This window comes from Paraburkholderia sp. RAU6.4a (assembly GCF_050435625.1).
Taxonomy (GTDB): Bacteria; Pseudomonadota; Gammaproteobacteria; order Burkholderiales; family Burkholderiaceae; genus Paraburkholderia; species Paraburkholderia tuberum.
Map to the genome: position 1 here is coordinate 2,130,482 of NZ_JBNDKQ010000003.1, position 24,672 is coordinate 2,155,153.

Genomic DNA, 24,672 nt, shown 5'->3' on the forward strand with positions numbered 1-24,672 from the left:
ATTGAATCGGATTGAGACACAGGTCGAGGAAAAGCAGATGACACAACAATGGCAACCGACGGCGATCCGCCTGCTGATGGCGGCGGCGCTCGGCGTGGCGATCGCCGGCTGCACGACGATGCCGTGGGAAAGCACGCCGTTTTACAGCAACGCGCCGTCGAGCACGACCAGCCTCGCGACCGTCCCGGTGCCCGCCGGCTACTATCGCGTCAATCCGGGCGATACGCTGTCCGGCATCGCTTCGGCCTATGGACGAAGGCCGCAGGAAATCGCGGCCTGGAACGGCTTGCCGGTCAACGCGGCGGTCGCGCCCGGCCAGGTGCTGCGCGTTTCACCGCCGATGGCCTCGGGCAGCGTGGTCACGCCGCCGGTCGCGGTGGCGCCGGGTGCGCCAGCCGCGCCGGGCGCGACGGCGAACGTGCCGCCGGGCGCCGTACCCGGTGCGCCGGCCCCTGCCGCCGTGCCACAGCAGGGCGTGCTGCAATGGCCATTGCGCGGACCGATCCTGCGCGCGTTCGCGCCGGGCAAATCCAACGGCATCGTGATCGGCGGCCAACCCGGTGATCCGGTCAAGGCCGCGGCGACCGGCCGCGTGGTGTACGCGGGCACCGGCATCGAAGCCTACGGCCCGCTCATCATCATCAAGCACAACGATTCGCTGATCACCGCGTACGGCCAGAACAGCCAGCTACTCGTCAAGGAAGGCGATGCGGTGGCGCAAGGGCAGACGATCGGCGAGGTCGGTGTCGATAGCCGCGGCGTCGCGTCGATCCAGTTCGAAGTGCGCGAGAACGGCCAGCCGGTCGATCCGCTCCAGTGGTTGCCGAAGCCTGGCGGCTGAGCGTCCCCGTCGCGACTGTTGGCTCATCGCAGCCGGATCGGCGCGCTTCTCGGGGATGCGCCGATTTTCAGCGTCGTCTGAATTGAATACACTGTATGGCTCGTTTGCCGGCGCGCGCGTTCCTTCCGGAATGCACGGGCGGCCGGTTGCCGTAGGCTGTCATTCATGGACGCACAGGGACACACAATGATCGATTTGCGCAGCGATACCGTTACCCGTCCGACTCCGCCGATGCTCGCGGCGATGTCGGCGGCCGAAGTCGGCGACGACGTCTGGGGCGACGACCCCACCGTCCTGCGTCTGCAGGCCACGCTGGCCGAGCGCACCGGCAAGGAAGCGGGGCTGTTCTTCCCGAGCGGCACGCAAAGCAACCTCGCCGCGTTGATGGCGCACTGCGCGCGCGGCGACGAATACATCGTCGGCCAGCTCGCGCACACCTACAAATACGAGGGCGGCGGCGCGGCCGTGCTCGGCAGCATCCAGCCCCAACCGCTCGAAAACGCCGCCGACGGCTCGATCCCGCTCGACAAGATCGCCGCCGCGATCAAGCCGATCGACGATCACTTCGCGCGCACGCGGTTGCTCGCGCTGGAAAACACGATCGGCGGCAAGGTGCTGCCGGCGCAGTACGTCGCCGATGCGACGCGGCTCGCGCGCGAGCGCGGCCTCGCGACCCACCTCGACGGCGCGCGCGTGTTCAACGCGGCGGTCGCGGCGGGCAAGCCGGTCGCGGCGCTGGCCGAGCCGTTCGATTCGGTGTCGATCTGTTTTTCGAAGGGACTGGGCGCGCCGGTCGGCTCGGTGCTGGTCGGCAGCCGCGCGCTGATCGACGTCGCGCATCGCTGGCGCAAGGTGCTCGGCGGCGGCATGCGCCAGGCTGGCGTGCTCGCGGCGGCGTGCCTGTACGCGCTCGATCACAACGTCGAGCGGCTCGCCGACGACCACGCAAATGCCGCGCATCTGGCGGCGGGGCTGGAGACGATGGAGCAGGTGAAGGTGCAGTCGGTCGCGACGAACATGGTGTTCGCGCAGTTTCCGCAGCAGCATTGCGCGCCGCTCGAGGCGTGGCTCAAGGAGCGCGGCATCCTCACGCAGATGCTGTATGCGTCGCGCTTCGTCACGCACATGGATGTGTCGCGCGACGATATCGACACGTTCATCGCCGCGGTGAAGGGGTATTTCGCGGCACGTTGATCGCGCCGCATGGGTCGGAAGCGAGGCGGCTCGCGTGGTTGCCGCCTCGTCTTCCCGCACTGGCTCCAACTCGTGCGCGCTCGTTCGAGGCACGCTTCATTCAGGCTTCATCCCCGCCTCACGCGCCGTCCGGCGCATCTCTCACTTGACCGCCGCCTTCGCCTGCACGCCCGCGCGATGCGACGGCGCGAGCAGCCGCAAGCCGCTCGCCAGGCTCGCCGCGCCGGCGAAGAACGCGCCGAGGCCGAGCGCGAGCGTCGGCCCATGCTGGCGGCCGGCAATGCCGAAGCACAGCGCGACCAGCGCCGCGCCGGTCGCCTGTCCGAGCAGCCGCGCGGTCGCCACGATGCCGCTCGCGCCGCCGCTGCGCTCCGGCGGCGCGCTCGCCATCAGCGCCTTCAGGTTCGGTGACTGGAAAAAGCCGAAACCCGCGCCGCAGATCGCCATACGGATGCCGATGTCGAGCACGTGCGGATGGGCGGGCAGCAGCGCCAGCGAGGCCATTCCCGCCGACAGCACCGCGAGCCCGATCGCGCCGAGCAGCCCCGGCGGGTAGCGGTCCGACAGGCCGCCCGCGAGCGGCGCGGCGAGCGCGACCACGACGGGCCACGGCGTCATCAGGAAGCCGGTTTCGACCTGGCTGCGCAGCAGCACGTCCTCGAAATAGAACGGCAGCGACACGAACGCGAGGCCCTGCGCGGCGAACGAGCACACGGCCGTCACCGCCGACAGCGCGAACACCGGCCGCTTGAACAGATCGACAGGCAGCATAGGCGCGGGGTGGCCGGCCTCGCGGCGGATCAGCAGCAGCCCGAACACGCCGGCGAGCGCCGCGGCGCTGAGCACGATCTGCAGCGACGCGCGTTGCGCCGCCTCGCCGAGCGCGAAGATCAGCGCGGCGAACGTGACCACGTTGAGCAGCGCCGCCACCGGATCGAGCGGGTGTCGGCTCTGCGCGGTATGCGGCAGCGCCGGCATCGCGAAGCTCAGCGCGAGTACACCGAGCGGCACGTTGACCGCGAACAGCCACGGCCAGGTCGCGACCGACAGAATCAACGACGCCACCGTCGGCCCGACCGCGAACGACACACCGACGATCAGCGCATTGGTGCCAAGCCCGCGACCGAGCCGATGCGGCGGGTACAGATAGCGGATCAGCGCGGTGTTGACGCTCATGATCGCGCTGGCGCCCAAGCCCTGCACGATGCGCGCGGCGGCGAGCAGCGGCAGCGTCGGCGCCATCGCACAGCCGAGCGAGCTGAGCGTGAACAGCGCGATGCCGCCGATATAGATGCGCCGATGTCCGACGATGTCGCCGAGCGCGGCGAGCGGCAGCAGCGTCGCGACCATCGCGAGCTGATATGCGTTGATGATCCAGACCGAGGCGGCCGGCGCCGCGTGCAGGTCGCCGGCGATCGCGGGCAGCGCGGTGTTGGCGATCGCGGTATCGAGCGTGGCGAGCGCGACGGCGAGCATGATCGCGGCCATCGCGCGGCGGTTGGCGGCCGACATCGGGCCGTCGGCGGGGAGAGTCGGCGTGGGGACGCCGACGGCGGGGCTGAGCTTATCGGACAAGGCGTGGCTCGCGGGGTTGGGCATGCCGGTGTCGGTCGCTTCCGGAGAGGCGACGCGCTCGGGCGGCGGTTTCGTCGTGGGTGAGGCGCGCGCTGTCGGTCCACGGGGGATCGGCGTGGCGGCTTGTGCGGCGCAACGTCGCGATTGTTGCAGAGACGGCACGATCGTGCAGGGAGGCGGGCAGGGACCGGAAGGCGGCTTGAAGACGAGGCGCTTTGATCTCAATGAAACGCAACTAACCGCCAATCCCGCCCGCCATCTCCAAATCGGTACACGCCCCGTGTCAAATCCAACACGCATACGACAGAACCGCCCGGCAGAACGGGCCGCCCGATTCGATCGCAAAATCAGGCTATTCGGGGCTTCATCCGCTCGTCACGCATCGGAAAAATAATCGATGTGCGGCTCGCAGATGCTTCGGGCGTTTGCCTTCCCCAACCCGCTTTCGTCACCCGACTCACGCGCGCCGATGCCCACCCCGAGTGCCGCTGCCACGCGGTTTTGCACCGCGTCCGGGCGCCCGCCGCGGCTCGGTCGCGCGGCAGCGGGCGAGCTCGCCGGGCACGCCGTATGCGTTACCGTCCGCTCGCGCGCCAGTGTGCGCGATCCCTAAAATGTCCTACTCTATTTTTTTAAACCGCTCCGACAGGCACGCGCCTCCCGTCCGTCTCTCGTGCGGTTCGCGTTTGCCACGTCGACCTTCCCGGAGGCTTCGATGACAGCCGTCGATCTGGAATTCGACCAGCTCAACAGTACCGTCGACGCGCTACGGCGCTCAATTTCGAATCGCATGATGTACGGCGTCGGCAAGGACGCCGTCACCGCTCACCCGCACGACTGGCTGCACGCGGCCGCGCTGGCCGTGCGCGACCGGCTCGTCGCGCGCTGGATGAAGACCACGCGCCTGCAATACGAGCAGGACGTGAAGCGGGTCTACTACCTGTCGATGGAGTTTCTGATCGGCAGGACCTTTACCAACGCGCTACTCGCGCTCGGCATTCACGATCAGATGAAGGAGGCGCTCGCGAGCCTCGGCGTCGACATGGACGCGCTGATCGATCTCGAACCCGACGCAGCGCTCGGCAACGGCGGCCTCGGCCGGCTCGCGGCGTGCTTTCTCGACTCGATGGCGACGCTCGGCATTCCGGGCTTCGGCTACGGCATCCGTTACCAGTACGGCATGTTCCGTCAGGAAATCGTCAACGGCGAGCAGGTCGAGGCGCCCGACTATTGGCTGCGCGCCGGCAATCCATGGGAATTTCCGCGACCCGAAATCAAGTACATGGTGCACTTCGGCGGCCGCACCGTGCAGCGCGGCGACAAGACCGAATGGATCGACACCGAGCATGTGAACGCGACCGCCTACGACACCGTGATCCCCGGCTACGCGACCGACGCGACCAACACGCTGCGCCTATGGTCCGCGCGCGCGACCGAGGAACTCGACCTCGGCGCATTCAATCGTGGCGACTACCGCAACGCGGTCGACACCAAGAACATGTCGGAGAACGTGTCGCGGCTGCTCTATCCGGACGATTCGACGCCGGCGGGCCGCGAGTTGCGGCTGCGCCAGGAGTACTTCTTCGTGTCGGCGACGATGCAGGATCTGATCCGCCGCTATCAGCGCACGCACAGCACGTTCGGACGCTTCTCGGAGAAGGTCGCGGTGCATCTGAACGACACGCACCCGGTGCTCGCGATTCCCGAGCTGATGCGCCTGCTCGTCGACGAGCATCATGTGCCGTGGGACAAGGCGTGGAAACACTTGACGCAGATCTTCTCGTACACGAATCACACGCTGATGCCCGAGGCGCTCGAAACATGGGATGTCGAAATGTTGTCACGCCTGCTGCCGCGGCATCTCGAGATCATCTTCGAAATCAACGCACAGTTTCTGAAGCACGTCAGCGAGCACTCGGGCCACGACGCCGAGATGATCCGCCGCATTTCGCTCGTCGATGAATATGGGCAGCGGCGCGTGCGCATGGCGTATCTGGCGATCGTCGCGAGTCACAAGGTGAACGGCGTGTCGAAGCTGCATTCGCAGCTGATGACGCGCGACATCTTCGCCGACTTCGCGCGCATCTATCCGGACCGCTTCACCAACGTGACCAACGGCATCACGCCGCGCCGCTGGCTCGCGCAGGCGAGTCCGTCGCTGTCGTCGCTGATCGACGCGCGCATCGGCACACACTGGCGCAGCAATCTGTTCGAGCTCGAGCAGCTGCGTAATCTGCGCAAGGACGACGAGTTCGTCGAAGCGTTCCGCGAGGCCAAACGACAGAGCAAGCTGCGGCTCGTGCACCGGCTCGCGCATCACACGAAGCTGCACTTCGATCCGGACGCGCTGTTCGATCTGCAGGTCAAGCGCATTCACGAATACAAGCGCCAGTTGCTGAACTTGCTGCACGTGATCGTACGCTACAACGAGATTCGCGCGAATCCGGAGCGCGACTGGGTGCCGCGCGTCGTGCTGTTCGCGGGCAAAGCCGCGTCCGCGTACCGGATGGCCAAGACGATCATCAAGCTGATCGGCGACGTCAGCGAGAAGGTCAATCATGATCCGCTGATCGGCGACAGGCTGAAGGTCGTGTTCGTGCCGAACTACGGCGTCAGCGTGGCCGAGCTGATCATTCCGGCGGCCGATCTGTCGGAGCAGATCTCGATGGCCGGCACCGAGGCGTCGGGCACCGGCAACATGAAGCTCGCGCTCAATGGCGCATTGACGATCGGCACGATGGACGGCGCGAACATCGAGATCTGCGACGCGGTGGGGCGCGAGAACATCTTCATCTTCGGTCACTCCGCCGACGAGGTGGACGACCTGCGCGCAAGCGGCTATCGGCCGCGGCGGATTTACGAGGAAAACGAAGCACTGCGCACCGCGCTCGATCAGATTCGCACGGGCTTCTTTTCTCCGGACGATCCGCTGCGCTTCTCGGATATCTTTCACACGCTGGTCGACTGGGGCGATCACTATATGGTGCTCGCCGATTTCGACGCGTTCGCGAAGGCGCAGAACGAAGTGGATGCGCGTTTCGTCGACAAGCACGCGTGGGCCGAAAGCGCGATCGAGAACGTCGCGGGGATGGGGCAGTTCTCGTCGGATCGAACGATCGGCGAGTATGCGCGCAATATCTGGCGCGTGAGTCCGCTCAGTCTCGACTGAGCGCGAGATGACGGCAACGTAGTCGTTGCTTGCGGGCAAGCAGATCGAAAGCCGTGCGAGGCTGGTGCTGATCCGTCGCGCACGGCTTCGTCATGTTCGATCGTCGCCCCGCGTCAAGCCTTCGGCGCGGCAGCCGCGGCCTTCGCCCGATGCACTGCCTCGCCGACGCGTTCGACGAACTCGCGATCCGTACTCATCAGCGCTTCGCGCTCGCCGTCGGCCGTCTTGACCATCAGCCGATGCGTGATGTCCTGGGTCACCCAGGTAAGCCAACCGACCACGATCAGCATCACCCCGCATACGAGTCCCGACGCCGAGTGCAGCAAGCCCCCGACGATTGCGCCGAGCAGCCCGGCCACCGAGATCACGAGCGGCACGACCTTGTTCTTCTGCACGGTCACGACCTGCACGTCGACGATATCGCGCAGCGGGAAGACCTGACCTGCGGATGAGAGGGCGTTGCGCGTGACCGACACGCCGCGATCGTTGAAAGGGCTTTCCATCGTTTCAATGCGAGGGTGGTGAAGCGCGCAGCGTAGCAGACTTCCTTTAAATTTCTAAAGTTACGGACTTTTGTTACGGACTTTTCTATCCCCTCTCAGGCCCGTGTTGCAAGGGAGAGCGATTCCAATGACTAAAAAAACAGTTGGGGGATTTTGACTAAAATATGGCGGCGCGAGTCAAAGAGTGGTTGCGGCAGCCTCGTGGGTCCGGCCGATGCCGCCTACTTCGAATCGCTGCGCGCCCGAGTGCGTACTTCGCGCAAATGACGGCCAAGCCCGTCATCCCAACGCGACTGGCCAAGCAAGACGTAGAAGACGAGCTGACCCACCACCTCGTAGACGAAGGCTCGGAACAGGCAGCGCTCGCGTTCATTGCGGAGATCGAGCAAGCATACGCGCATCTCGCTAACCGCTCCAACATCGGGTCTCCCCGTTACGGGTATGAGCTGGACATACCGGGCCTGCGGGCGTGGCCGCTTGCTCGCTACCCGCATCTGATCTTCTACATTGAGCGCAAGGATCACGTCGAGATATGGCGCGTGCTCAACGGAAAGCGGGATATCCCGGCGTGGCTCGCTGAGCGATGACAGCGAGTTCCATTGACGCCATTTGCACGGCACAGATCCCGCGAGCAGCCACTCGGCATTGACCTGGACACAATCGTCGCCTTCACGATCCCTTCATTTCAAGGTGCCTTGGGCGGGCCGCTTACACAGGCTGTTGAAAAGCGCCCTTCATAAATACCGAAGAGGTGTTCGGGACGTTTGCGCAGGCGAAGGGTATTCCGGACCGTCGTCTTACTCCCCGCGATGCGGCGGACCTGCTGGCCGATGCGGCGCAAAGCGTTCAGGACAGACTTGCGACTCCTGGCACGACCACGACGAAGCACTAACTGGCTCTGTCAGCAATCCAATGAAGGCGGCTTGATGCCGTCTTTTTCAATTGCACGGCGAGAAGCAGACGTTTATTCGTTTTGCATATTGTGTCTGCATATGTTGTCACGCGCGTCCATCAGATAAATCATGTGCCTCCCGACCCGACCCGAACGAAACGCGCGGGGAGATGCTGGCCATGATTGAGCGCATCGCCGAACTTCTGGAGGCGCGCGCTCGCGGCGACGCCACGCTTCTCTCTACCACACTGCGCTATCACGAGCAGCAGGGCTGACCGTTTCCCGCGCGCGATCGACTCGCATGCGTCGTTCGCCATTAGGTGTTGCTGCACCCGTTTATCACGCATTTCCATCTCGAAAAAGCAAAGGATTCCGATTTAACGATCATTCACAAAATCGTTGGCAATTTCGCACAGGGTGAGTGGAGTGATTGACGGGCAGCGGGTACCGCCCTAGATTTTTTCGGTTGACGGTTGCTGACGCAACAGCTGTGCCTCGTTTCTTTAACCATACAGGGATGTGTGGATGAATGCTGTCACGAAAAACTTTACCGCCGCGCTCAGCCATCCGAGCGCGCGCCTGACCCAGCACCTCAGGATCTGGATCGGCTCCCAGCCCCATGACCTCGACGTGCTCGATTTCAAGGCCAGCGGTGGCTTCTGCAAGGACTACCGCGTCGACGTCACGGTTACGTCGCCACGGCTGGAGATCGACGGCAAGCAGTATGTGGGCCGTCGCGCGGGCCTGCAGATCGACGAGCAGGCGGCGGTGCCCTCGGTGAGCTACGTGCAGCCCGTCAGTCACGACGCCGCCACCTTCAACGGCGTGGTGACGAGCTGGAAGCGCATCCGCACGAGCCGCGACGAGTCGGCTTACCAGATACGCATCGAGCCGCGCTTTGTGGCCCTCTGCAAACGCATCATCAAAAGCGACACATTTAAAGATGTGACTTTGCAGGAGCTGATCACCCAGGCGCTGGTGGACCGCAAGAATTTTGATGCCTTCGATGTCGAATTCCAGATCGAAGGGCTGCAGGAGAAGATGGAGCAGGTGGTGATGCTGGAGGAGTCGCTCTGGAATTTCATCGCCCGCCATTGCCGCCGCCTCGGCGTTTTCTGGTTCTACAAGCAGGGACGCGGCAAGGATGGCAAGCTCGACACCATCGTGTTCGCCAACAATCCGCGCGCCTATATCCGCTCGGTCGACGTGCCGCTGCTGGATGCCTCGGGCCTGCACGCGAGCTGGCACGAAGCGGCCCAGGCCGTGCATGAGCAGCGCGCGCTGGTGCCGGCCACCATCGAACTGTGGGAGCGCAACTACTGCACGCCGGACGATTCCCTTCGCGCCACGGCGAATGTCTCCAGCGAGACGGATGACCGCTCGTCGTTCGGGCAGATCAGTCGCAGCGTCGAAGGCCATCTGACGCCAGCGCAGGCCGAAACGTTCGCACAGACCCGGCGCGACGGGCAGATCGCGCGTCAGGCGACGCTGGCGGGCAGGACCGACGCCAAGGGCATCGCGGCGGGCGTGGTAATGAAGCTCACCAATGCGAAGATGCCGAGCGCCGAATACGGCTTCGTGATCACTTCGTTCAAGATGAAGGGCAGCCGCACCAAGCCGGCCTATACGCGCTTCAAGGCGATGCCGGCGAACCTGACCTACCGGCCGAGGTTTGACTTTGAGCGGGACTGGCGTTTTCTGCCTGGTCCCGCTGTGGGCGTGGTCACGACGAGCGACTCCGCCCCCTACGGCGACATGGACGACCACGGGCGTTATAGCGTGCTGCCGAAGTTCCTGCAGGGCACGGGCAACACCGACAACAAGCTGCTGAAGCTGCGCCTGCTGCGTCCGTCATCGTCCTACCAGGGCGGCTTCCACTCGCCCCTGCTGCCGGGGACCGAGGTCCTGCTCGACGCCCAAAATCGCGACGTGGACCGCATCTACATAGCGGGGGCCATGCACGACTACGCCCACCCGGACGTGGTGCGCGGAGACCAGTCGCTGTTTAGCTATGCCATCTGGCGCTCGCCGCTGCTGGGGGCCGAGGTCATTTTTAACGATCTGCAGGGCAAGGAAAGCGCGCGGATCGCGACGGTGTACAGCCAGTCGGCCGTCAATCTCGGTTACCTGCTCAACAGTAAAAAGCTCCTGCGGGGTGAAGGGTCCGAAATGACGACCCAGGGCTGGGGCACGACGCGCGCGGCGAAGGGACTGTTCCTCTCGGCGGATGCGGCGGCCGGGGCCGATACGCCGCACCTTGAGATGCCCGCAGCCGTCGCGCAACTCAAGGCGGCATTGCAGCGTGTAACGGACCTTGCGGCGGCGACGGCGCAGGCTGGGGCCGACCCTGCCGACCGGGCCACGCAGGCGGCGCTCCTCGATGGGCTGAACCAGTTGCGCGACGCGGGGCTGCTCGCGAGCGCCCCCGGCGGCATGGCGTTCGTGACGCCGAAATCGGCGCAGCACTCGGCGGGCCAGAACGTGATCGTTACGGCAGGCCAGGACATGGACGTCAGCGTCGTGAAGCGACTGCGCATGGTGGCGGGTGAGCTGATTTCCTTGTGCGCGCACAAGCTTGGTCTCAGCCTCACGGCGGCGAAGGGGAGGTTTACGGCGGCGGCGCTCACTGACGGCATGGATCTGTTCGCGCAGAAGCAGTTGCGTGTCGCCAGCGAAAGTGCGGATGTGCAGGTGTCGGCGAAGTCGAAGATCACGCTCAACTGCGGCGGGGCCTCGGTTGTCATGGAGGCGGGCAACATCACGTTCCACTGCCCCGGCGCATACACCATCAAGGCCGCCTCGTTCACGTTTGTCGGCCCCGACAACGTGCCGGCCAAGCTGCCCCTCCTGCCGAATAGCGACCTGCAGCTTAACGACCGGTATACCCACACGGACTAATACGCGATGATCATCAGCCCTCCCTTTCTGCCCGAAGCGGGCATCACCTCCACCGATGGCTCGAAGCCGGATCCCATGATGGACGCCGTCGACCAGTTCGAACTGGCGCGCGGCATCTACCCGGTCGCGTCTGACCGGCGCTGGCATTGCGGCAGTCATCTGGCACCGGACACGCACGGCGAGGTTTACGCCATTACCGATGGCGAGGTGGTGGCGTACCGGGTCTGCCAGCACGCGGTGGATCCCTATAGCTGCAATGCAGGCTTCGTCCTGCTCAGGCATTCGACCGAAACGGGTGACGGTCGCAAGCTGACGTTCTATTCGCTCTACATGCATCTGCTGCCGCTCGCGGAGTACCAGTCATTCGGGCACGACGGGACGCGGTTGCCGGAGTTCCTGCAAAAATCCTCCGGCGTGGACAGGAAAGGACAGGTCACGCCTGCGGCGAAGGGCAGTGGCCAGAAGGTCAGGCGCAAGGATGTCCTTGGGTTTGTCGGACGCTACCAGGGCGTGACGCACCTGCACCTCGAAATCTTCATGGTGCCAGACGATTTCACGGCGTATTTCGGGCATACACAGCTCGGCGTGGCATCGCCGGCCACGGCGACAACGCCGGACTGCTGGGGCCACACCTATTACACGATTCCGGCCGGGCAGCAGTTCTTCGCGCAGCCGCCTGGAACCGGGGCGGGCAACAAGCTGCACGGGATCAGGTTCACGCCGGGGCAGACGGACAAAAACGCGCTGCAACTCGTCGTCGAGATGTACTTCAGCAAGGGGGCGAAGTACACCAACGTCTGGAGCATCGCGACGGACGGTTCGCGCACGCTTCTGACGCCGGAGCCCGTCGAGGAAAAGGACTACGAATACGATCTCTACCATCGCGCGACGGCGCTCTACGATGCCTGCCCGAGCGACGGGTACGAGATGCAGCGCTTCGGGCGTGTCCTGTCCTCGGCCGTGACCCCGCCTCCAAACCCGCAGACCTGGGTGCAGGTGACCTACGCTGCGGGGAAGCAGGGGTATATCGATATCAGCAAGGCGGAGATCAGGAAGTTATCCGATGCGGATTTCCCGTCGTTCATGGGCTGGCAGAAGATCAGCGACGCCAACACGCCATTCGATAGTAACGGGATGTGCGATATCAACGCACTGAAGAAACTTGTCAAGGATGCGGGGGATACCGGCGAGCTACCGGTGATAGAGGACATGACGGAGGCACAGAGGGCGCAAGCGCTGTCAACCTACGTGAGGATGAACGATCCGGTGCGTCAGGCACTACGCGGATTTATCTGCAACGCGCCGAGCGAATGGGATAGCAAGAACAACGAGACGCGCTACACGAAGCTGCTCGATGAGGGCGGGTTCTACCACGGCAACCAAACGGGTTACGACGATTTTCTCAAGTACCTCAAGGAAGTCCAGTTCTGGGATGTGACCGGGTTGCCCGCCGGGGAGAAGCTCTGGTTCTTCCATCCGCTCGCGTTTATCCGGCATTTCAGGAAGTGCGGGTGGCTGAGCAAGGAAGAAACGGCTCACTGCATCCGCAAAACGATCAGAGACCATAACCACGAGGTGGTCGCCGTCTCAAAATCAGAAGTAATCGCACGGCTTACGAACGCGACGGATAGGCGACCGGCAAATTTACATCCAAATTTTTCTATCGTTGCGAGGAAGTACGGAATATCGTCCAGTCGTTTGCGCCTCGCTCATTTGTTCGGTCAGTTAACGGCGGAAACAGGTCGCCTGGAGTTTATGCTTGAAGGTGGGCCGCCTTCATATTTTAATAAGTATGAGCCCGGTCACCCGGAAGGGGATAAGCTGGGCAACACACTAGTTGGCGATGGCATTCGATTCAAAGGCCGGGGATTAATTCAAATTACCGGAAGGACGAACTACGAGAACTACGGAAACTATCGAGGCAGCGTGTTTAATACGGATGCAACCAGCTCGTTGCTAATAACTGATTCCTATAATACGTGTGATGCGTCAGGCTGGTATTGGGCATCAAAGCAACGAATGCAACTCATTCACGACCCGGTGACGCATCAAGCGAAATTGGTTCCCCTCGGCAAACTCAGTATTAACTATTGGGCCGATCAAGGATCGGGCGATGATGCGACGCTTCAGGTTACAAAATGCATAAACCCAGCGGGCATGGCTGTGGATTGGAGAAGACAAGGGTTCAAAAATGCACTATACGAACTAAATGATGAAACAGTAGCGAATTCTGATTACAAGCCCGTAGTGTGAGGAATTATGAAACGGATCGTTTTGCTGGTCTTGAGTATTTTGAGCTGCATGGCATGGGCGGGCTCGGCGAATGCCAAAGAATCTGAGGGAGTGACGAGAAATGATTGCCATTTGTCATTTCTTGTTCCAACCAATCTTGAATATGTAGAGGTAGAAGACGCCACAACCATCGGGAAGGATGAATGTTATTTGGCATTTAAATATTCGGCGGATATGCGGATTAAACCGGAGGGACACGTTTCTGCCGTGCCAGAGGATTGGCGCGCAATGACTGATTTTGCTCTAACTGTAAAGAGCATTCCGTTATTGGAAAATATCGCGCAAATCGAGTCAGACGATGGAGCGAAACAACATGGTCTATTCAAGTTGGAAACTAAAGAGCATATCCCATTGCCAGGCGGAGATTTATATATATCCAAATATTCAGCAGTAAAGCCGACACAAAAAATGGTCAATTTGCATCAATTGGAGGAAACGGTTTTTGTTGCGGGTAACAGCGTTCATTCAGTTGCTTTTTTCTTGTATTCCGGAAGCCGGCTAACAAAAAAGGATCAAGAGAAAGTGATGATTTTTAGAGATCTTTTTTCCTCATTTCGTTTTTTTTGATCGATTTTCGACTGGATTGTGCCCTTCTATATAAGTAGGAACCGGAATAGTTTTAAATGAAATCTCCCATCCGCAAAGGCGACAAACTCGAACACGGAGGCGAAGTCACAGGCGGCTCACCGTGGTTCGAGGTCATGGGCCGCCCGCTTGCCCGGAAGGGCGACGAGGCGATCTGCGAGCAGCACGGGCCAACCACGGTTGACGAGGGCTACGCCAAGTTTCCCGACCGAGATGGCAAGGCCGTCGCTTTCCACCACTATCGCTGTGCGTGCGGCTGCAGGCTGGTCTCGTCGCTGATGAACTTCAACATCGCGTAATGCCGGTCGATCTTTCTCCAGCCGGACGCCGGAGCGCCTATCCGCGCCGCCCCAGGTTCTGGCCGTGGTGGTTCTGCATCTGGCTCGCCTGCAATGTATTCGGCGTTGCCATTGCGATGCTGCTTTGGCCGAAGGGAGAAGCGGCGCGCGGCGCATGGTTCTGGCTCTGTTTCGTTGGCTTTCCTAACGGTGCGTTCGTGTTCCTGTTTGCCATTGAGCGCGCTGGCTTCGAGGCGCTCTGGTACCGCGCGCGCTGGCGCAACCATCATCGTAGCCGGTGGCTGGCTGATCGGCTGCGCATCGCGCAGAAGCCACTCCAAGTGCTCGGCGTTGGCTATTGCCTGCCGCTTGGAGGAGAACCCGAACGGACGCTGGCCGGCGTGATAGCCGCCAAACAACGTCTGCCCGCCTCGCAGGTGCCGCGCGCCGGCTCGAAGCCCATCGAACATGCCCGCTTCGAGGAGGCCGACTGGCTGGTCGACGAACCGGTTGTCGCCGATCGCCTTACTGACGACCAAGCGATCGCTGCTCTCGGTCCAGCGAAACAGGTTTCGCTGCTCGCGCTCAAGATGGCCAAGTCGCTTGAGTCTCTGGCGACGAGCCTGCGAGCGCTCACGTGCTATGAGCGGGTCTGGTGGCCGCAGGTCCGCGTGCTGGCCGCGCCGGGCAAGGAGAAGGCGGATGTCGCGCGGGTCATCGATGCCCTGCGCATCGCGGGCCTGCCGCCGCTGGTGGTCCAGGCGGCACCGGCGACGGACGGGTTGATGGTCGCCGACGCATGGCTCGATGCCAAGGAGCGCCGCCCGCTACTCGTCGTGGCAACGGCGTGGCATGAGGACGGGCCACCCGAAGGCAGCACGGAGGGATGTGTCGCCGTGCTGCTCGCACCGGGCTACTTCCATCTGCCCGAGGAGGTCAGGGTGGCCGCATTGCTGCACCGGCCCGTTCAGGGTCTTCCGGGCGAAGCCAAATACGGCTTCGCCAATGCGGCCGTATGGGGCAACGCTGCTTACACCTCGCTCGTGCGTGCCTGGATCACCCGGCCCGCCGACGGCGGCGACAAGGCGCTCAGTGCTGCCCATATGGATGCGATTGCGAAGGACGACGCGCAGCATCGGCCCGACCGCATGGTGGGCGACATGGGCGACGCGAACGGCTGGCTGTCCGTTGCCGCAGCCGTCGAGGCCTGGACTGCCGATGGCCCGCAACTCATCATTGACGGCCTGCAGTCCGCAGTCCTGCGCGTCACGCCCGCAACAACCGATAACAACCGGATTACCGATGACAGACCCCAGGCTTTCCCTGCAACCGCTTGAGTCAGCAACCACAACGGAGGAACCGGCACCCCCGGGCCGTCTGGCGATCTGGGGGCTACCCGTCGCGGCCCTGGTCGTCGCCCTGCTTGCGATCGGCATCGTCTCGGTGCGCGGCGACATGGTGGGCGTCGCGTCCGGCGAGCCGAAGCTGAAGGCGATCATTGCCATCCTCGTCACCTTCGCCATCGTCGTCGTGACCCATCTCGTCCTGTTCGCAACCGGCGCTTACGCCTTCGCGGGACGCCTCTTTCACCGGGAAACCGGCGATCACACGAAGGCAGCCAAGCCGCTCAGGCGCGATGCGCGGCTGCAGCGCGTGTACGAGGAACTGCGCGTCTCGCAGGGCTGGTTCTGGCGGCACCGCCAGCGCTGGCTACTGGTGAACGGTACGGACGAACGCATTGATCAGGTCGCGCCCGGTCTCAGGCAGGCGGGCGTCATGCACGTGGCCGAAACCATTCTCGTGCATGCGTCGCCGGACGGCATCGAGGCGGCGAAGTGGCTCGGCCAGATCCGGCAGTTGCGCCGCCGCTACCCGGTCGATGGCGTCGTGCATGTCGCCCGCGCGGACGTTCGGGATACCGAACTGCCCCGCAAACTCTCGGGCATCGCTACCGCGCTTGGCTGGGCCGCGCCTGTTACGTTCCTGCACCCGGTCGAGGCTCAGGGTAGCCCGTCCGAACGCTTCGACGCGGTCGGCACCTTCATGCCGAACGATTCGCGCAGACAGGCACAGGAAGGCGCCGCCAGGTTGCCGGATCTGCTGAACGAGCTCGAGCAGCGGTCTGCGGACGCGGGCGTACACCTTTGCACCCGCAACAACCTTCGGATGACCTGGTTGATGGAGATCGCGAAGTACGTCGGCGACCATGGCGAGCGCATCGTCGATGGCCTTCGGGGACTGGCTGCATCGAACTGGCTGCGCGCGCCGCTTGCGGGCGTCATGTTCGCGCCGGTTTTTCCGGGGCCCACCGTCGTACCGGTACCGGTTACCAACGGCGACGGGACGCCCGGCGAGCCCGCCGACGCGCCACCGGCAGTAACCGTCCTGCGCGTGCAGCCCGCCGCGTTGCTGCCGGTGTGGCGCGAGATCGCGGCGGGGGTGCCCAACTACCGGGGCCGGCGCGTCGGCTTCTACTGGCCCAACGCGCTCGCCACGCTCGTCACGGCTGCGGCGATCCTGTGGTGCGTATGGATGACGGTGTCCTTCGTCGGCAACCGGCAGTTGATGCGTGAGGCCAGTCAGACAGCGCAGGCCGCTGTCGATGCAAAACCGCAAACCGCCGAGGCCTGGCGCGCCCAGCTCGCGCTCCAGCAGCTGATGGAAAAGCTTGAGTACCGTCGGCAGCATGGCGCGCCCTGGTATCTACGCGCGGGCGTTTCTTCGAACGACGCCCTTCTCGCTGCGATGTGGCCGCCATACCGTATCGCGGCGACCCGCAATCTGCAGGCGCCGGTCGTGCAAACCATCACCGACCTGCTGAAGGCTGCGGGCGAAGCGCGGGCCGACGCGCTGCAGTCGCAGGATGCGCGCGGCAGCACCTACAACGCGCTGAAGACCTACCTGATGCTCGCCGACCCCGCCCGCGCCGACGCCGCATTTCTGCGCCGCTCGCTTGTCGCGTTGTGGCGCCGCCCGGTCGATATGCCGGAAGGCGAGCGCGACGATACCGGCCGCCGGCTCGCCGCGTTTTACGCCGACCACCTGAAGGCCCACCCCGAATGGCGCATCACACCCGACCAGAGCCTCGTGAGCACGACCCGCAACATGCTGGTGACTCAGATGGGTCTCGCATCGGCCGACGACACGGTGTACCAGAGCATCCTCGACGAGGTCAGCGGCAAATACGCGGATGCGTCGCTCCAGACGCTGCTTAACGGTGCGGACGCGCAGGGGCTATTCAATACGTCCCAGACGGTGCCAGGCATCTACACGCGCGCGGCGTGGGACGGCATGATCGCGGAGGCGATCGACCGGACCGCGCGCGAGCGGCGCGTCAGCGGCGACTGGGTACTAACGGGCGCGCAACCGTCACAGACCATCGGTAACACCCTCGCACAGGGGGCGGTCCGCACCGGCGCCGCGATCGACGAAAAGCGCGCGGCGGAGCAACTGAAGCAGCGCCTCACCGCGCGCTACTTCGCGGAATACACCGCGGCCTGGCAGACCATGCTCAACAGCCTCCAGTGGCAGCCGGCATCCAATCTGAACGGCGCGATCGACCAGCTCACCCGCCTCGCCGACGCGCAAACGTCGCCGCTGATCGCGCTGATGAAGTCGGTGCAGTATCAGGCGCAGGCGGGACGACCCTCACAGGCGCTGACCGACACGCTGGTGCGCAAGGCGCAAAGTCTGATTGGCAGCGACGACGCGAACGCACCGGCCGTCAGTCCGCTGGACAAATCATTCGGCCCGCTGCTTGCATTGATGGGAGAGAGCGGCGTTGCAGCGACGAACAGCGGAAACGGCAAGGCCGGTGCATCGACGAACGTCGCGCTGAGTGGCGTCAGCCTGTCGCGCTATCTGACGGCGGTCACCACGATGCGACTGAAGCTTCAGCAGATCGCAGGCAGTCCCGACGCGCAGGCGATGGCGCGCTCGCTCGCGCAGGCGGTCTTCCAGGGCAAGCTCTCGGAGCTGTCTCAGGCGCGTGACGATGCGGCGCTGACCGCAGCAAGTCTCGGCTCCGCATGGGCAGGCTTCGGCAATGCGGTGTTCGCACAGCCGCTCGAAGCCGCGTGGCAGACGATCCTGCAACCGGCGGCGGCCAGCCTGAACGAGGCGTGGCGCGCGAGCGTCGCCGCACCGTTCAATGCCACGATGAGCGGACGCTATCCGTTTTTCGACACGCAGGCTGATGCGTCTTTCGCCGAACTCGGCCGCTTCGTCCGTCCCGACACCGGCCTGGTCGCCCGTTTCATCTCGACGCAACTCGCGGGCGTACTCAAGCTCGAAGGCGATCACTGGACACCGAACGAACTGGCACCACAGGCACTCCAGTTCGATCCGAAGTTCCTTGCCGGCCTGCGCCAGCTCTCGACGGTCGGCGCGCAACTCTACATAAAGGGCGATGCCAACGAGCGCTTCGAGATGATGGCCTTGCCGACGCCGGACGTGACGCGCTCGGAACTGTCGGTGGACGGCAAGCAGATCGCCTACTTTAACCAGCAGGAAAGCTGGACGCCGCTCGCCTGGCCCGGCGACGGCCTGAACGGGCACGCGGGTCTGACGTGGCAGACACTCAACGCGGGCCTGAGGCAGGCGTTCGATTCGACGGGCGACTGGGCATTCCTGCGCCTGCTCGCAAAAGCCGATGTGAAGCAGCTCGACAGTACCCGCTACCAGCTCACGTGGAACGACGCAAATGGCGACCCGTTGCGCTACGTGCTGCGCACCCAGGTTGGAGCCGGTCCGCTCGAACTGCTGAAGCTGCGCGGCTTCCAGATGCCCGAAAGGATTTTTGTTGTCGGCAAGGCTGGTGCCGCAGCGATGCTTCCTCCCCTGCCACCGGAATTGCAACCATGACCGCACCCTGGAAGAAAAACCCGACTGAGCACGAGAATCCGTTCCTCAGGTACTACGACGAAGAGATGCGCTACCTGCGCGAGGCAGGCCGCGAGTTTGCGCAGGCGCAGCCTGACGCCGCGCGTCGCATGGGGATGCTCTACGGCGAACCTGAGGGGGCTGTGCGCGCGGTGAACGAAGCCTTTGCATTTCTCTCGGCGCGGCTACGCATGAAGCTCGACGACGGCATGCCGGAAGTGACCGAAGGGATGCTCGACAACCTTTACGAGCATATGGCGCGGGCGATCCCGTCGCTGTCGATCATCGAATGCTCGCCGCTGAACCGAACGGGCGCAACTGCGGTGCCGATTCCCGCCGGAGCCGTCGTACGCTCAACGCCCGTCGGTCCCGATAAGGTTCAGTGCGTATACCGGACGACGCAGCCCGTCGAGCTGTTACCGCTCTCGGTAGAGGATGCGGTCGTCGCCGTACGTGCCGACGGGCGTACGGTGATCCGCCTGACGTTTGGTCTCTGGCTCGGGGAGCAGCGCGAGCGCATGGACCTGTCGCGTATCCGCCTGTACCTGCATGGCGACCGGCCCGCTGCGGCTACGCTATACGCGGCGCTGACGCGGCAGGTTGCGTCAATCGGGCTGCGTCTGCCGTCAGTACGGGACGGCGCCTTGCAGCCGCTGGACGGGGTGCATGTCGAGGCGGCAGGCTTCGGCCCGTCGACGCGGCTATGGCCAGTCACAGACGCGAAGCGCGACGGGCAACTGGACCGCGAGCAGACGATGCTGGAGTATTTTGTGTTCCCGCAAAAGTTTCACTTCGTCGACCTGTGCGGGTTCGATGCTGCGGCGCTGCCGGCGGGTGAAGCGCAGATGACCTTCGAGATTGAACTCGATGCCCGGATGCCTGGCGACTATCCCGTCAGCCGCGAGAATTTCCGCCTGTTCTGCACGCCTGTCATCAACCTGTTTGAGGTCGATGCGTTGCCGTTGGAACCTGTCGGCTGGCACGACAGGGAGCACTGCATCCGCGTACAGCCTGGCATCGCCTCTCATGTCGAGCCGTACGATGTACTCGCGGTGATCGCCGCCGAGCCGGAGGACAGCGCACGGCACGACTACCGGGCGTTTACGAGTTTCCGGCATCGTGGCTGGGCGTTGCGTCACGAAAAGCCTGAGCGCTACTTCCATACGTCGACGCGTTTCGGTCCGCTTGGGCGGGAACTCTGGGTCACGCTGGCGGGGCAGCTATGGGCCGGAACGTACCGGCACGCAGAGAACGACGAGGACCGTCCCGATCCGGACCGCTACCTGACGGTACGCGCGCTCGCCAATAACGGGCGTCTCCCGCGCATGGCGCTGGCCGAGGCGACGATCACTGAAACCGTATCGGACTTCACCGGGATTGCATCGGTGCGCAACCTCACGGCACCGTCCATGCCGCTCTATCCGCCGCGCTATTACCCGGGCTACGACTGGCGCGTATTGGGGCACTTTACGGCGGGTGGCGCGAACGAACTGAACCGGGTCCATATGGAGGGCGCACCGGCGCTGCGTGAGACGCTGGAACTCTACGACTGGACGCCAGACGACGGGGTCTCGCGTCGTATCGACGCGATCAGGGACGTACGTTTCTCCGAGAAGCAGAAGGTGGAGCGGGCATACGTACAACGTATTGCGTGCGCATATGTCGAACTCGATCCGACCGCGTTCGACGGGCCGGGCGATGCTGCGCTATTCGGCGAAGTGCTCAATCACTTTCTGGGACGCTACGCGAGCCTTCATGTTTCCATGCAACTGGTACTGAGCATCGGTGGCAAGGAGACCGTCTATCCTCGCATCGACTTCGAGGGAGCACCTTTGTGATGAGTGTCCGGATTTTGCGGGGTGCGCTCGGCGTGGGCCTCGCGCTGGCCGTCTCGGCATGCGGGACCTGGCAGTCGGTGAAGGACGGCACCGTGGATGTCACACGCGCGGTGTTCGAGACGAAAGTCAAACAGATGAACCTCGTGGTGACGGCACGCGGCGCACTGAACGAGGATGTGCGTGGCGCGTCGCTTCCGGTTGTGCTGCGCATCTACCAGTTGAAGGACGACAAGCCTTTCGTAACAGCGACCTACGCGCAACTGCTCGCGGGCAACGAGGCGCTGAAGGCCGCGACGCTCTGGAGCCGGGACGTGACGCTGGGGCCGGGGCAGACGCTGAAGATCTCGGAGCCGATCGGCGACGCAGCGAACTACGTAGGCGTGGCGGCGTTCTTCCTCGATACGGCCAACACCGAATGGTCCGTGCTCGTGCCGAAATCACAGTGGAAGAAGACCGATCCAGTGAGGCTGCTGGCAGTGGACCGCACACTGCAAATTGACGCGGAGCATCGATGAGGCTTCTGTACAGCTGGATGGTGGCCGTTACCGCTATCTCGCGCCGGGTGGTAATAGCGTGACCTACGTCGAATACAACGGCAAGGTCTATGTTGGTGACTTGCTTCAGTCCGGCGATATCCATGACGTGCGGCCCGCCGCGTACAACCGCATTGCCGCCGATTTCATCTCCCAGGAGCAGCAGCGGATCGGACTATCGCAGTAGCCCGCCTGAGGGTATTGCTGGAAGCTGAAACGCAACGGGTCGCAACGCGCAATCGCCTGCGGTTCGTCGCCCTGTCATGCCCGGAACGGCAGCGCCTCTCCCCCGGCGCTGCGTTCTTTTACGCCCGCGTCTGAGCAATCCCCAGCGGGCGCGGCACAGATGAGGCCGGCCTTGAAGGCCTCGGACAGGGGCAGGCGATGCCGTCCGTGGCTCAGGAACCGTATCATCGCGTCGCGGCTGGCGGCTAAACCGTTCATGGAGGTCTCCTGCCCTAGCGCGCGGTACCCGGCCTCGCGACCGGTATGACCGTCAGCGACCGGATACCCTGCGCACCGCGAACCAGTACGCCCTCGATGTCCCGCGGTCGCCGACGGGCCGCTCATCAGCACCGCGTAGTTGGCCTCGAAGAATTCCTTGCGGTGATACGCCTGATGCAGATTGCCCACGATATCCGCGGGATCCAGCAACGCGATCAGATGCTGCGACAGGTAGCCGAGTGCATTGACGTTGTATTGCGCTTCGCTCAGCCAGATGGACCCTGTCTCGGCGACCGCAAACGCCGGGCGCACGATCCCGACATCCACGTCATCGAGCGCACGGGGATCGTCAACCAACGCGATGTCACGCGTGCCCGTGAACTCGGGCGTCGCTGAACAGAACACCGTGGCATCGCGGAAACGCGAGCGGACAAATTGCTCGAGGCTGGTGTCCTCCGGCAGTAGGCACCAGACGCCGCCAAGCCGGTCGAGCGATTTGCGGAAGCTCTTTACCTCCGGTGGCAATGCGCTATCGAACATCGGCACCTCCGGCAAGCGGCGCGGCACGGGTGAGACCTCGCGCAAACGGGACAAAATCATATTGCGGCTGCTCATTTGCTGTTCCTCTTGAGATACCAATCGCGAAACGTTTCCTTGGGCGCATCAGGCACCTCACGGTGCCTGCCCCACGCATTAAGCGGGTTGTAGAGCACGGCGCGCGGCAGCACGGAAACGGCCGTCCCGGCTGTCTTGACGGCCGCCCGGTAGAGCGCCGGGTGCGACAGCACCTGGCCGGCCACCTTCATGGCCTCCTGCTTGACGAACGGAAGCTCGTGCTGCTCGGCGACGATCTGCCGCCACTTGTAGATCTGCTCGTGTATGTTGATCCTGACGGGGCACACGCTCGTGCAGCTGCCGTTCATCGTCGAGGCAAAGGGCAACGAGCTGTACTTCTTCAGGTTGAAAGTCGGATTGATGATCGCGCCGATCGGACCCGAATAGACACCGCCATAGCTCAGGCCGCCGCTGCGCCGGTAGACAGGGCAGGTGTTCATGCACGCTCCGCAGCGGATGCACTTGAGCGAATACCAGAAGTCGTCCATTGCCGAGCCGTTCTGAACGGCCGTTGTCGACCAGCACGAAATGCATTTCGCTATCCTTGCGTGGACCGCGAAAGTGCGACGTGTACTGGGTGATCGGCGAGCCGATGGCGTTGCGCGAGAGCATGCGAATAAAGACGCCGAGATGTTCGAGCTTCGGAATCAGCTTCTCGATGCCGATCGACGCTATATGCAGCGGCGGCACGTTCGCGCTCAGGTCCGCGGTGCCCTCGTTGGTACAGACGGTAATGCCGCCCGTTTCCGCAACCGCGAAGTTGCAGCCGGTCATGCCCGCATCGGCGTTGAGGATAAGCGGACGCGTGGCTTTTCGCTGCGCTTCGGCAAGCTTAGGAATGTTGCTCTCGTTCGGGTCGGTGCCAATCTTATCCGAGAAGATCTTCGCTACGTCTGTGGCGAGCTTGTGCACGGCCGGGACCACGATATGCGAGGGAAGCTCGTCATCGAACTGCTGGATTTGTTCACCCAGATCCGTTTCCACGACGGTGATGCCGCGCTCCTCAAGGTACGGGCGCATCTCGCACTCTTCGGTCAGCATCGACTTGCTCTTGACGAGCAGCCTCGCGTGACGCTGACTCAGGATCTCGTAGACGATGCGGTTGTGCTCTTCGGCATCTTTGGCCCAGTGCACAGTCACGCCGTTGGCCGTCGCATTACGCTCGAACTGCTCCAGATAGTCCGCGAGGTGCGTGAGCGTATGCTCCTTGATCCCCGAGGCGAGCGAGCGCAACTCCTCCCACTCGGCGATGCCATGCACCTCTGCGTCGCGTCCGGTGCGCAGCTCCCACAGGCGTTTGTCGTGGAACTGGATGTGCTTTTCGTCAGCGATGAATTTCTCCGAAAAGCCGACATGGTCAACACCTTTCATGCTTGTGCTCCATTGAGAATCTGCGCGATATGGATGAACTTCAGGCCCAGCTCGAGACGGTCCGAGCAACCTTTCTGGTGCATGAGGCACGACGAATCGGCCGACACGATGTACTCGGCGCCATTGCGCTTGTGATCGCGGACCTTGTCGGCGCCCATGCGCGCCGACACCGGCTCCTCCGACACGCAGAACGTGCCGCCGAACCCGCAGCACTCGTCGGGACGGTCAGGCTGGATGAACTCGATGCCCCTGACACCCCTGAGCAGGGTCAATGGCTTCGAGAAAAACGGCTCATCGATCTCTGACATCTTCGCGGTGCGCAGCGAGCGCAGCGTGCCGCAACTGTTGTGCAGGCCGACCTTGTGCGGAAATTCGGCCCACGGGAACTCTCGTACCTGCAGCACGTCGTGCAGGAACTCCACCAGTTCGTAGGTGTTGGACCGCACTGCCAGCGCATCGGGCGTCTGGTCTGCCGCGCTCAAATGGTCACGCACGTGGTGCACGCAACTGCCGCTGGGCGCGACGATGTAGTCGTAGCCGGTGAAGTTGCGCACGAAGAGGTTTTCGGTGGCGACGGCTTCCTTCTCGCAGCCGCTGTTGCCGATCGGCTGCCCGCAGCACGTCTGATCCAGCGGATAGTCGACGTCGCAGCCGAGGCGTTCCAGCAATTGCAGTGTCGCAATGCCCACATCAGGAAAGAACGCGTCAATGAAACAGGGAATGAAAAGTGCGACTTTCATGGTCAACCCTTGAACAAGTTGAG

Annotated in this window: 17 protein-coding genes and 1 pseudogene; 13 read left to right on the top strand and 5 right to left on the bottom strand. The window is 63.5% G+C overall.

Annotation, left to right across the window (positions count from 1 at the left end):
• Positions 1-37 precede the first annotated feature (37 nt).
• Together OKW40_RS34435 and ltaE are read left to right on the top strand one after the other, a co-directional pair.
• Entirely contained in the window at positions 38-841 is an 804-nt protein-coding gene (locus OKW40_RS34435) for a peptidoglycan DD-metalloendopeptidase family protein (protein WP_184037114.1), read from the top strand.
• Between the two features lie 186 nt (positions 842-1,027).
• Entirely contained in the window at positions 1,028-2,035 is a 1,008-nt protein-coding gene (ltaE, locus tag OKW40_RS34440; protein WP_429493538.1) for a low-specificity L-threonine aldolase, read from the top strand.
• 141 nt (positions 2,036-2,176) lie between these two features.
• Here the strand turns inward: ltaE and OKW40_RS34445 are convergent, their stop codons facing one another.
• On the bottom strand, positions 2,177-3,547 hold the full coding sequence (locus tag OKW40_RS34445; RefSeq protein WP_429354158.1) for an MFS transporter: 1,371 nt from the start codon (positions 3,545-3,547) through the stop codon (positions 2,177-2,179).
• A gap of 778 nt (positions 3,548-4,325) precedes the next feature.
• Between OKW40_RS34445 and OKW40_RS34450 the strand changes: the two genes are divergently transcribed.
• A complete protein-coding gene (locus OKW40_RS34450; RefSeq protein WP_187613623.1) occupies positions 4,326-6,779 on the top strand; it encodes a glycogen/starch/alpha-glucan phosphorylase in 2,454 nt (817 codons plus the stop codon).
• A 113-nt stretch (positions 6,780-6,892) separates the two neighbouring features.
• Here OKW40_RS34450 and OKW40_RS34455 read toward each other — a convergent pair whose 3' ends face one another.
• A complete protein-coding gene (locus tag OKW40_RS34455) occupies positions 6,893-7,282 on the bottom strand; it encodes a DUF6232 family protein (protein ID WP_429352299.1) in 390 nt (129 codons plus the stop codon).
• A 263-nt stretch (positions 7,283-7,545) separates the two neighbouring features.
• Here OKW40_RS34455 and OKW40_RS34460 point away from each other — a divergent pair, with 263 nt between their 5' ends.
• From OKW40_RS34460 to OKW40_RS34505, 10 genes are all read left to right on the top strand, one after another.
• The gene (locus tag OKW40_RS34460; protein WP_184060549.1) at positions 7,546-7,869 is read left to right on the top strand and encodes a type II toxin-antitoxin system RelE/ParE family toxin; all 324 of its coding nucleotides are present in this window, start codon (positions 7,546-7,548) and stop codon (positions 7,867-7,869) included.
• Positions 7,870-8,699: 830 nt separating this feature from the next.
• A complete protein-coding gene (locus OKW40_RS34465) occupies positions 8,700-11,072 on the top strand; it encodes a DUF2345 domain-containing protein (RefSeq protein WP_429493539.1) in 2,373 nt (790 codons plus the stop codon).
• 6 nt (positions 11,073-11,078) lie between these two features.
• Positions 11,079-13,325, top strand: a complete 2,247-nt coding sequence (locus OKW40_RS34470) for a peptidase M23 (protein WP_429493540.1) — start codon at positions 11,079-11,081, stop codon at positions 13,323-13,325.
• Positions 13,326-13,331: 6 nt separating this feature from the next.
• Entirely contained in the window at positions 13,332-13,931 is a 600-nt protein-coding gene (locus OKW40_RS34475) for a hypothetical protein (RefSeq protein ID WP_429493541.1), read from the top strand.
• Between the two features lie 56 nt (positions 13,932-13,987).
• A complete protein-coding gene (locus tag OKW40_RS34480) occupies positions 13,988-14,248 on the top strand; it encodes a PAAR domain-containing protein (RefSeq protein ID WP_429493542.1) in 261 nt (86 codons plus the stop codon).
• Entirely contained in the window at positions 14,248-15,564 is a 1,317-nt protein-coding gene (locus OKW40_RS34485) for a hypothetical protein (RefSeq protein ID WP_429493543.1), read from the top strand. Before OKW40_RS34480 ends, OKW40_RS34485 begins: the two co-directional genes overlap by 1 nt.
• Positions 15,530-19,090 carry an ImcF-related family protein gene (locus OKW40_RS34490; protein ID WP_429493544.1) on the top strand — a complete coding sequence of 1,187 codons (3,561 nt, stop codon included), beginning with the start codon at positions 15,530-15,532 and terminating at the stop codon, positions 19,088-19,090. The genes OKW40_RS34485 and OKW40_RS34490 overlap by 35 nt, the downstream gene beginning before the upstream one ends.
• On the top strand, positions 19,087-20,946 hold the full coding sequence (gene tssF / locus OKW40_RS34495) for a type VI secretion system baseplate subunit TssF (protein ID WP_429491704.1): 1,860 nt from the start codon (positions 19,087-19,089) through the stop codon (positions 20,944-20,946). The genes OKW40_RS34490 and tssF overlap by 4 nt, the downstream gene beginning before the upstream one ends.
• A complete protein-coding gene (tssJ, locus tag OKW40_RS34500; protein WP_184060567.1) occupies positions 20,946-21,461 on the top strand; it encodes a type VI secretion system lipoprotein TssJ in 516 nt (171 codons plus the stop codon). Before tssF ends, tssJ begins: the two co-directional genes overlap by 1 nt.
• A 58-nt stretch (positions 21,462-21,519) precedes the next feature.
• Positions 21,520-21,666, top strand: coding sequence for a hypothetical protein (locus tag OKW40_RS34505; RefSeq protein WP_184072472.1), 147 nt, complete (start codon positions 21,520-21,522; stop codon positions 21,664-21,666).
• Between the two features lie 74 nt (positions 21,667-21,740).
• Here the strand turns inward: OKW40_RS34505 and OKW40_RS34510 are convergent, their stop codons facing one another.
• The 3 genes and pseudogenes from OKW40_RS34510 to OKW40_RS34520 form a co-directional block, all read right to left on the bottom strand.
• On the bottom strand, positions 21,741-22,538 hold the full coding sequence (locus OKW40_RS34510; protein WP_429493545.1) for a LutC/YkgG family protein: 798 nt from the start codon (positions 22,536-22,538) through the stop codon (positions 21,741-21,743).
• Positions 22,535-23,909, bottom strand: a pseudogene (locus tag OKW40_RS34515) (lactate utilization protein B). The gene OKW40_RS34510 and the pseudogene OKW40_RS34515 overlap by 4 nt, the downstream one beginning before the upstream one ends.
• Positions 23,906-24,649, bottom strand: coding sequence for a (Fe-S)-binding protein (locus tag OKW40_RS34520; protein WP_429493546.1), 744 nt, complete (start codon positions 24,647-24,649; stop codon positions 23,906-23,908). The pseudogene OKW40_RS34515 and the gene OKW40_RS34520 overlap by 4 nt, the downstream one beginning before the upstream one ends.
• Positions 24,650-24,672: the final 23 nt, after the last annotated feature.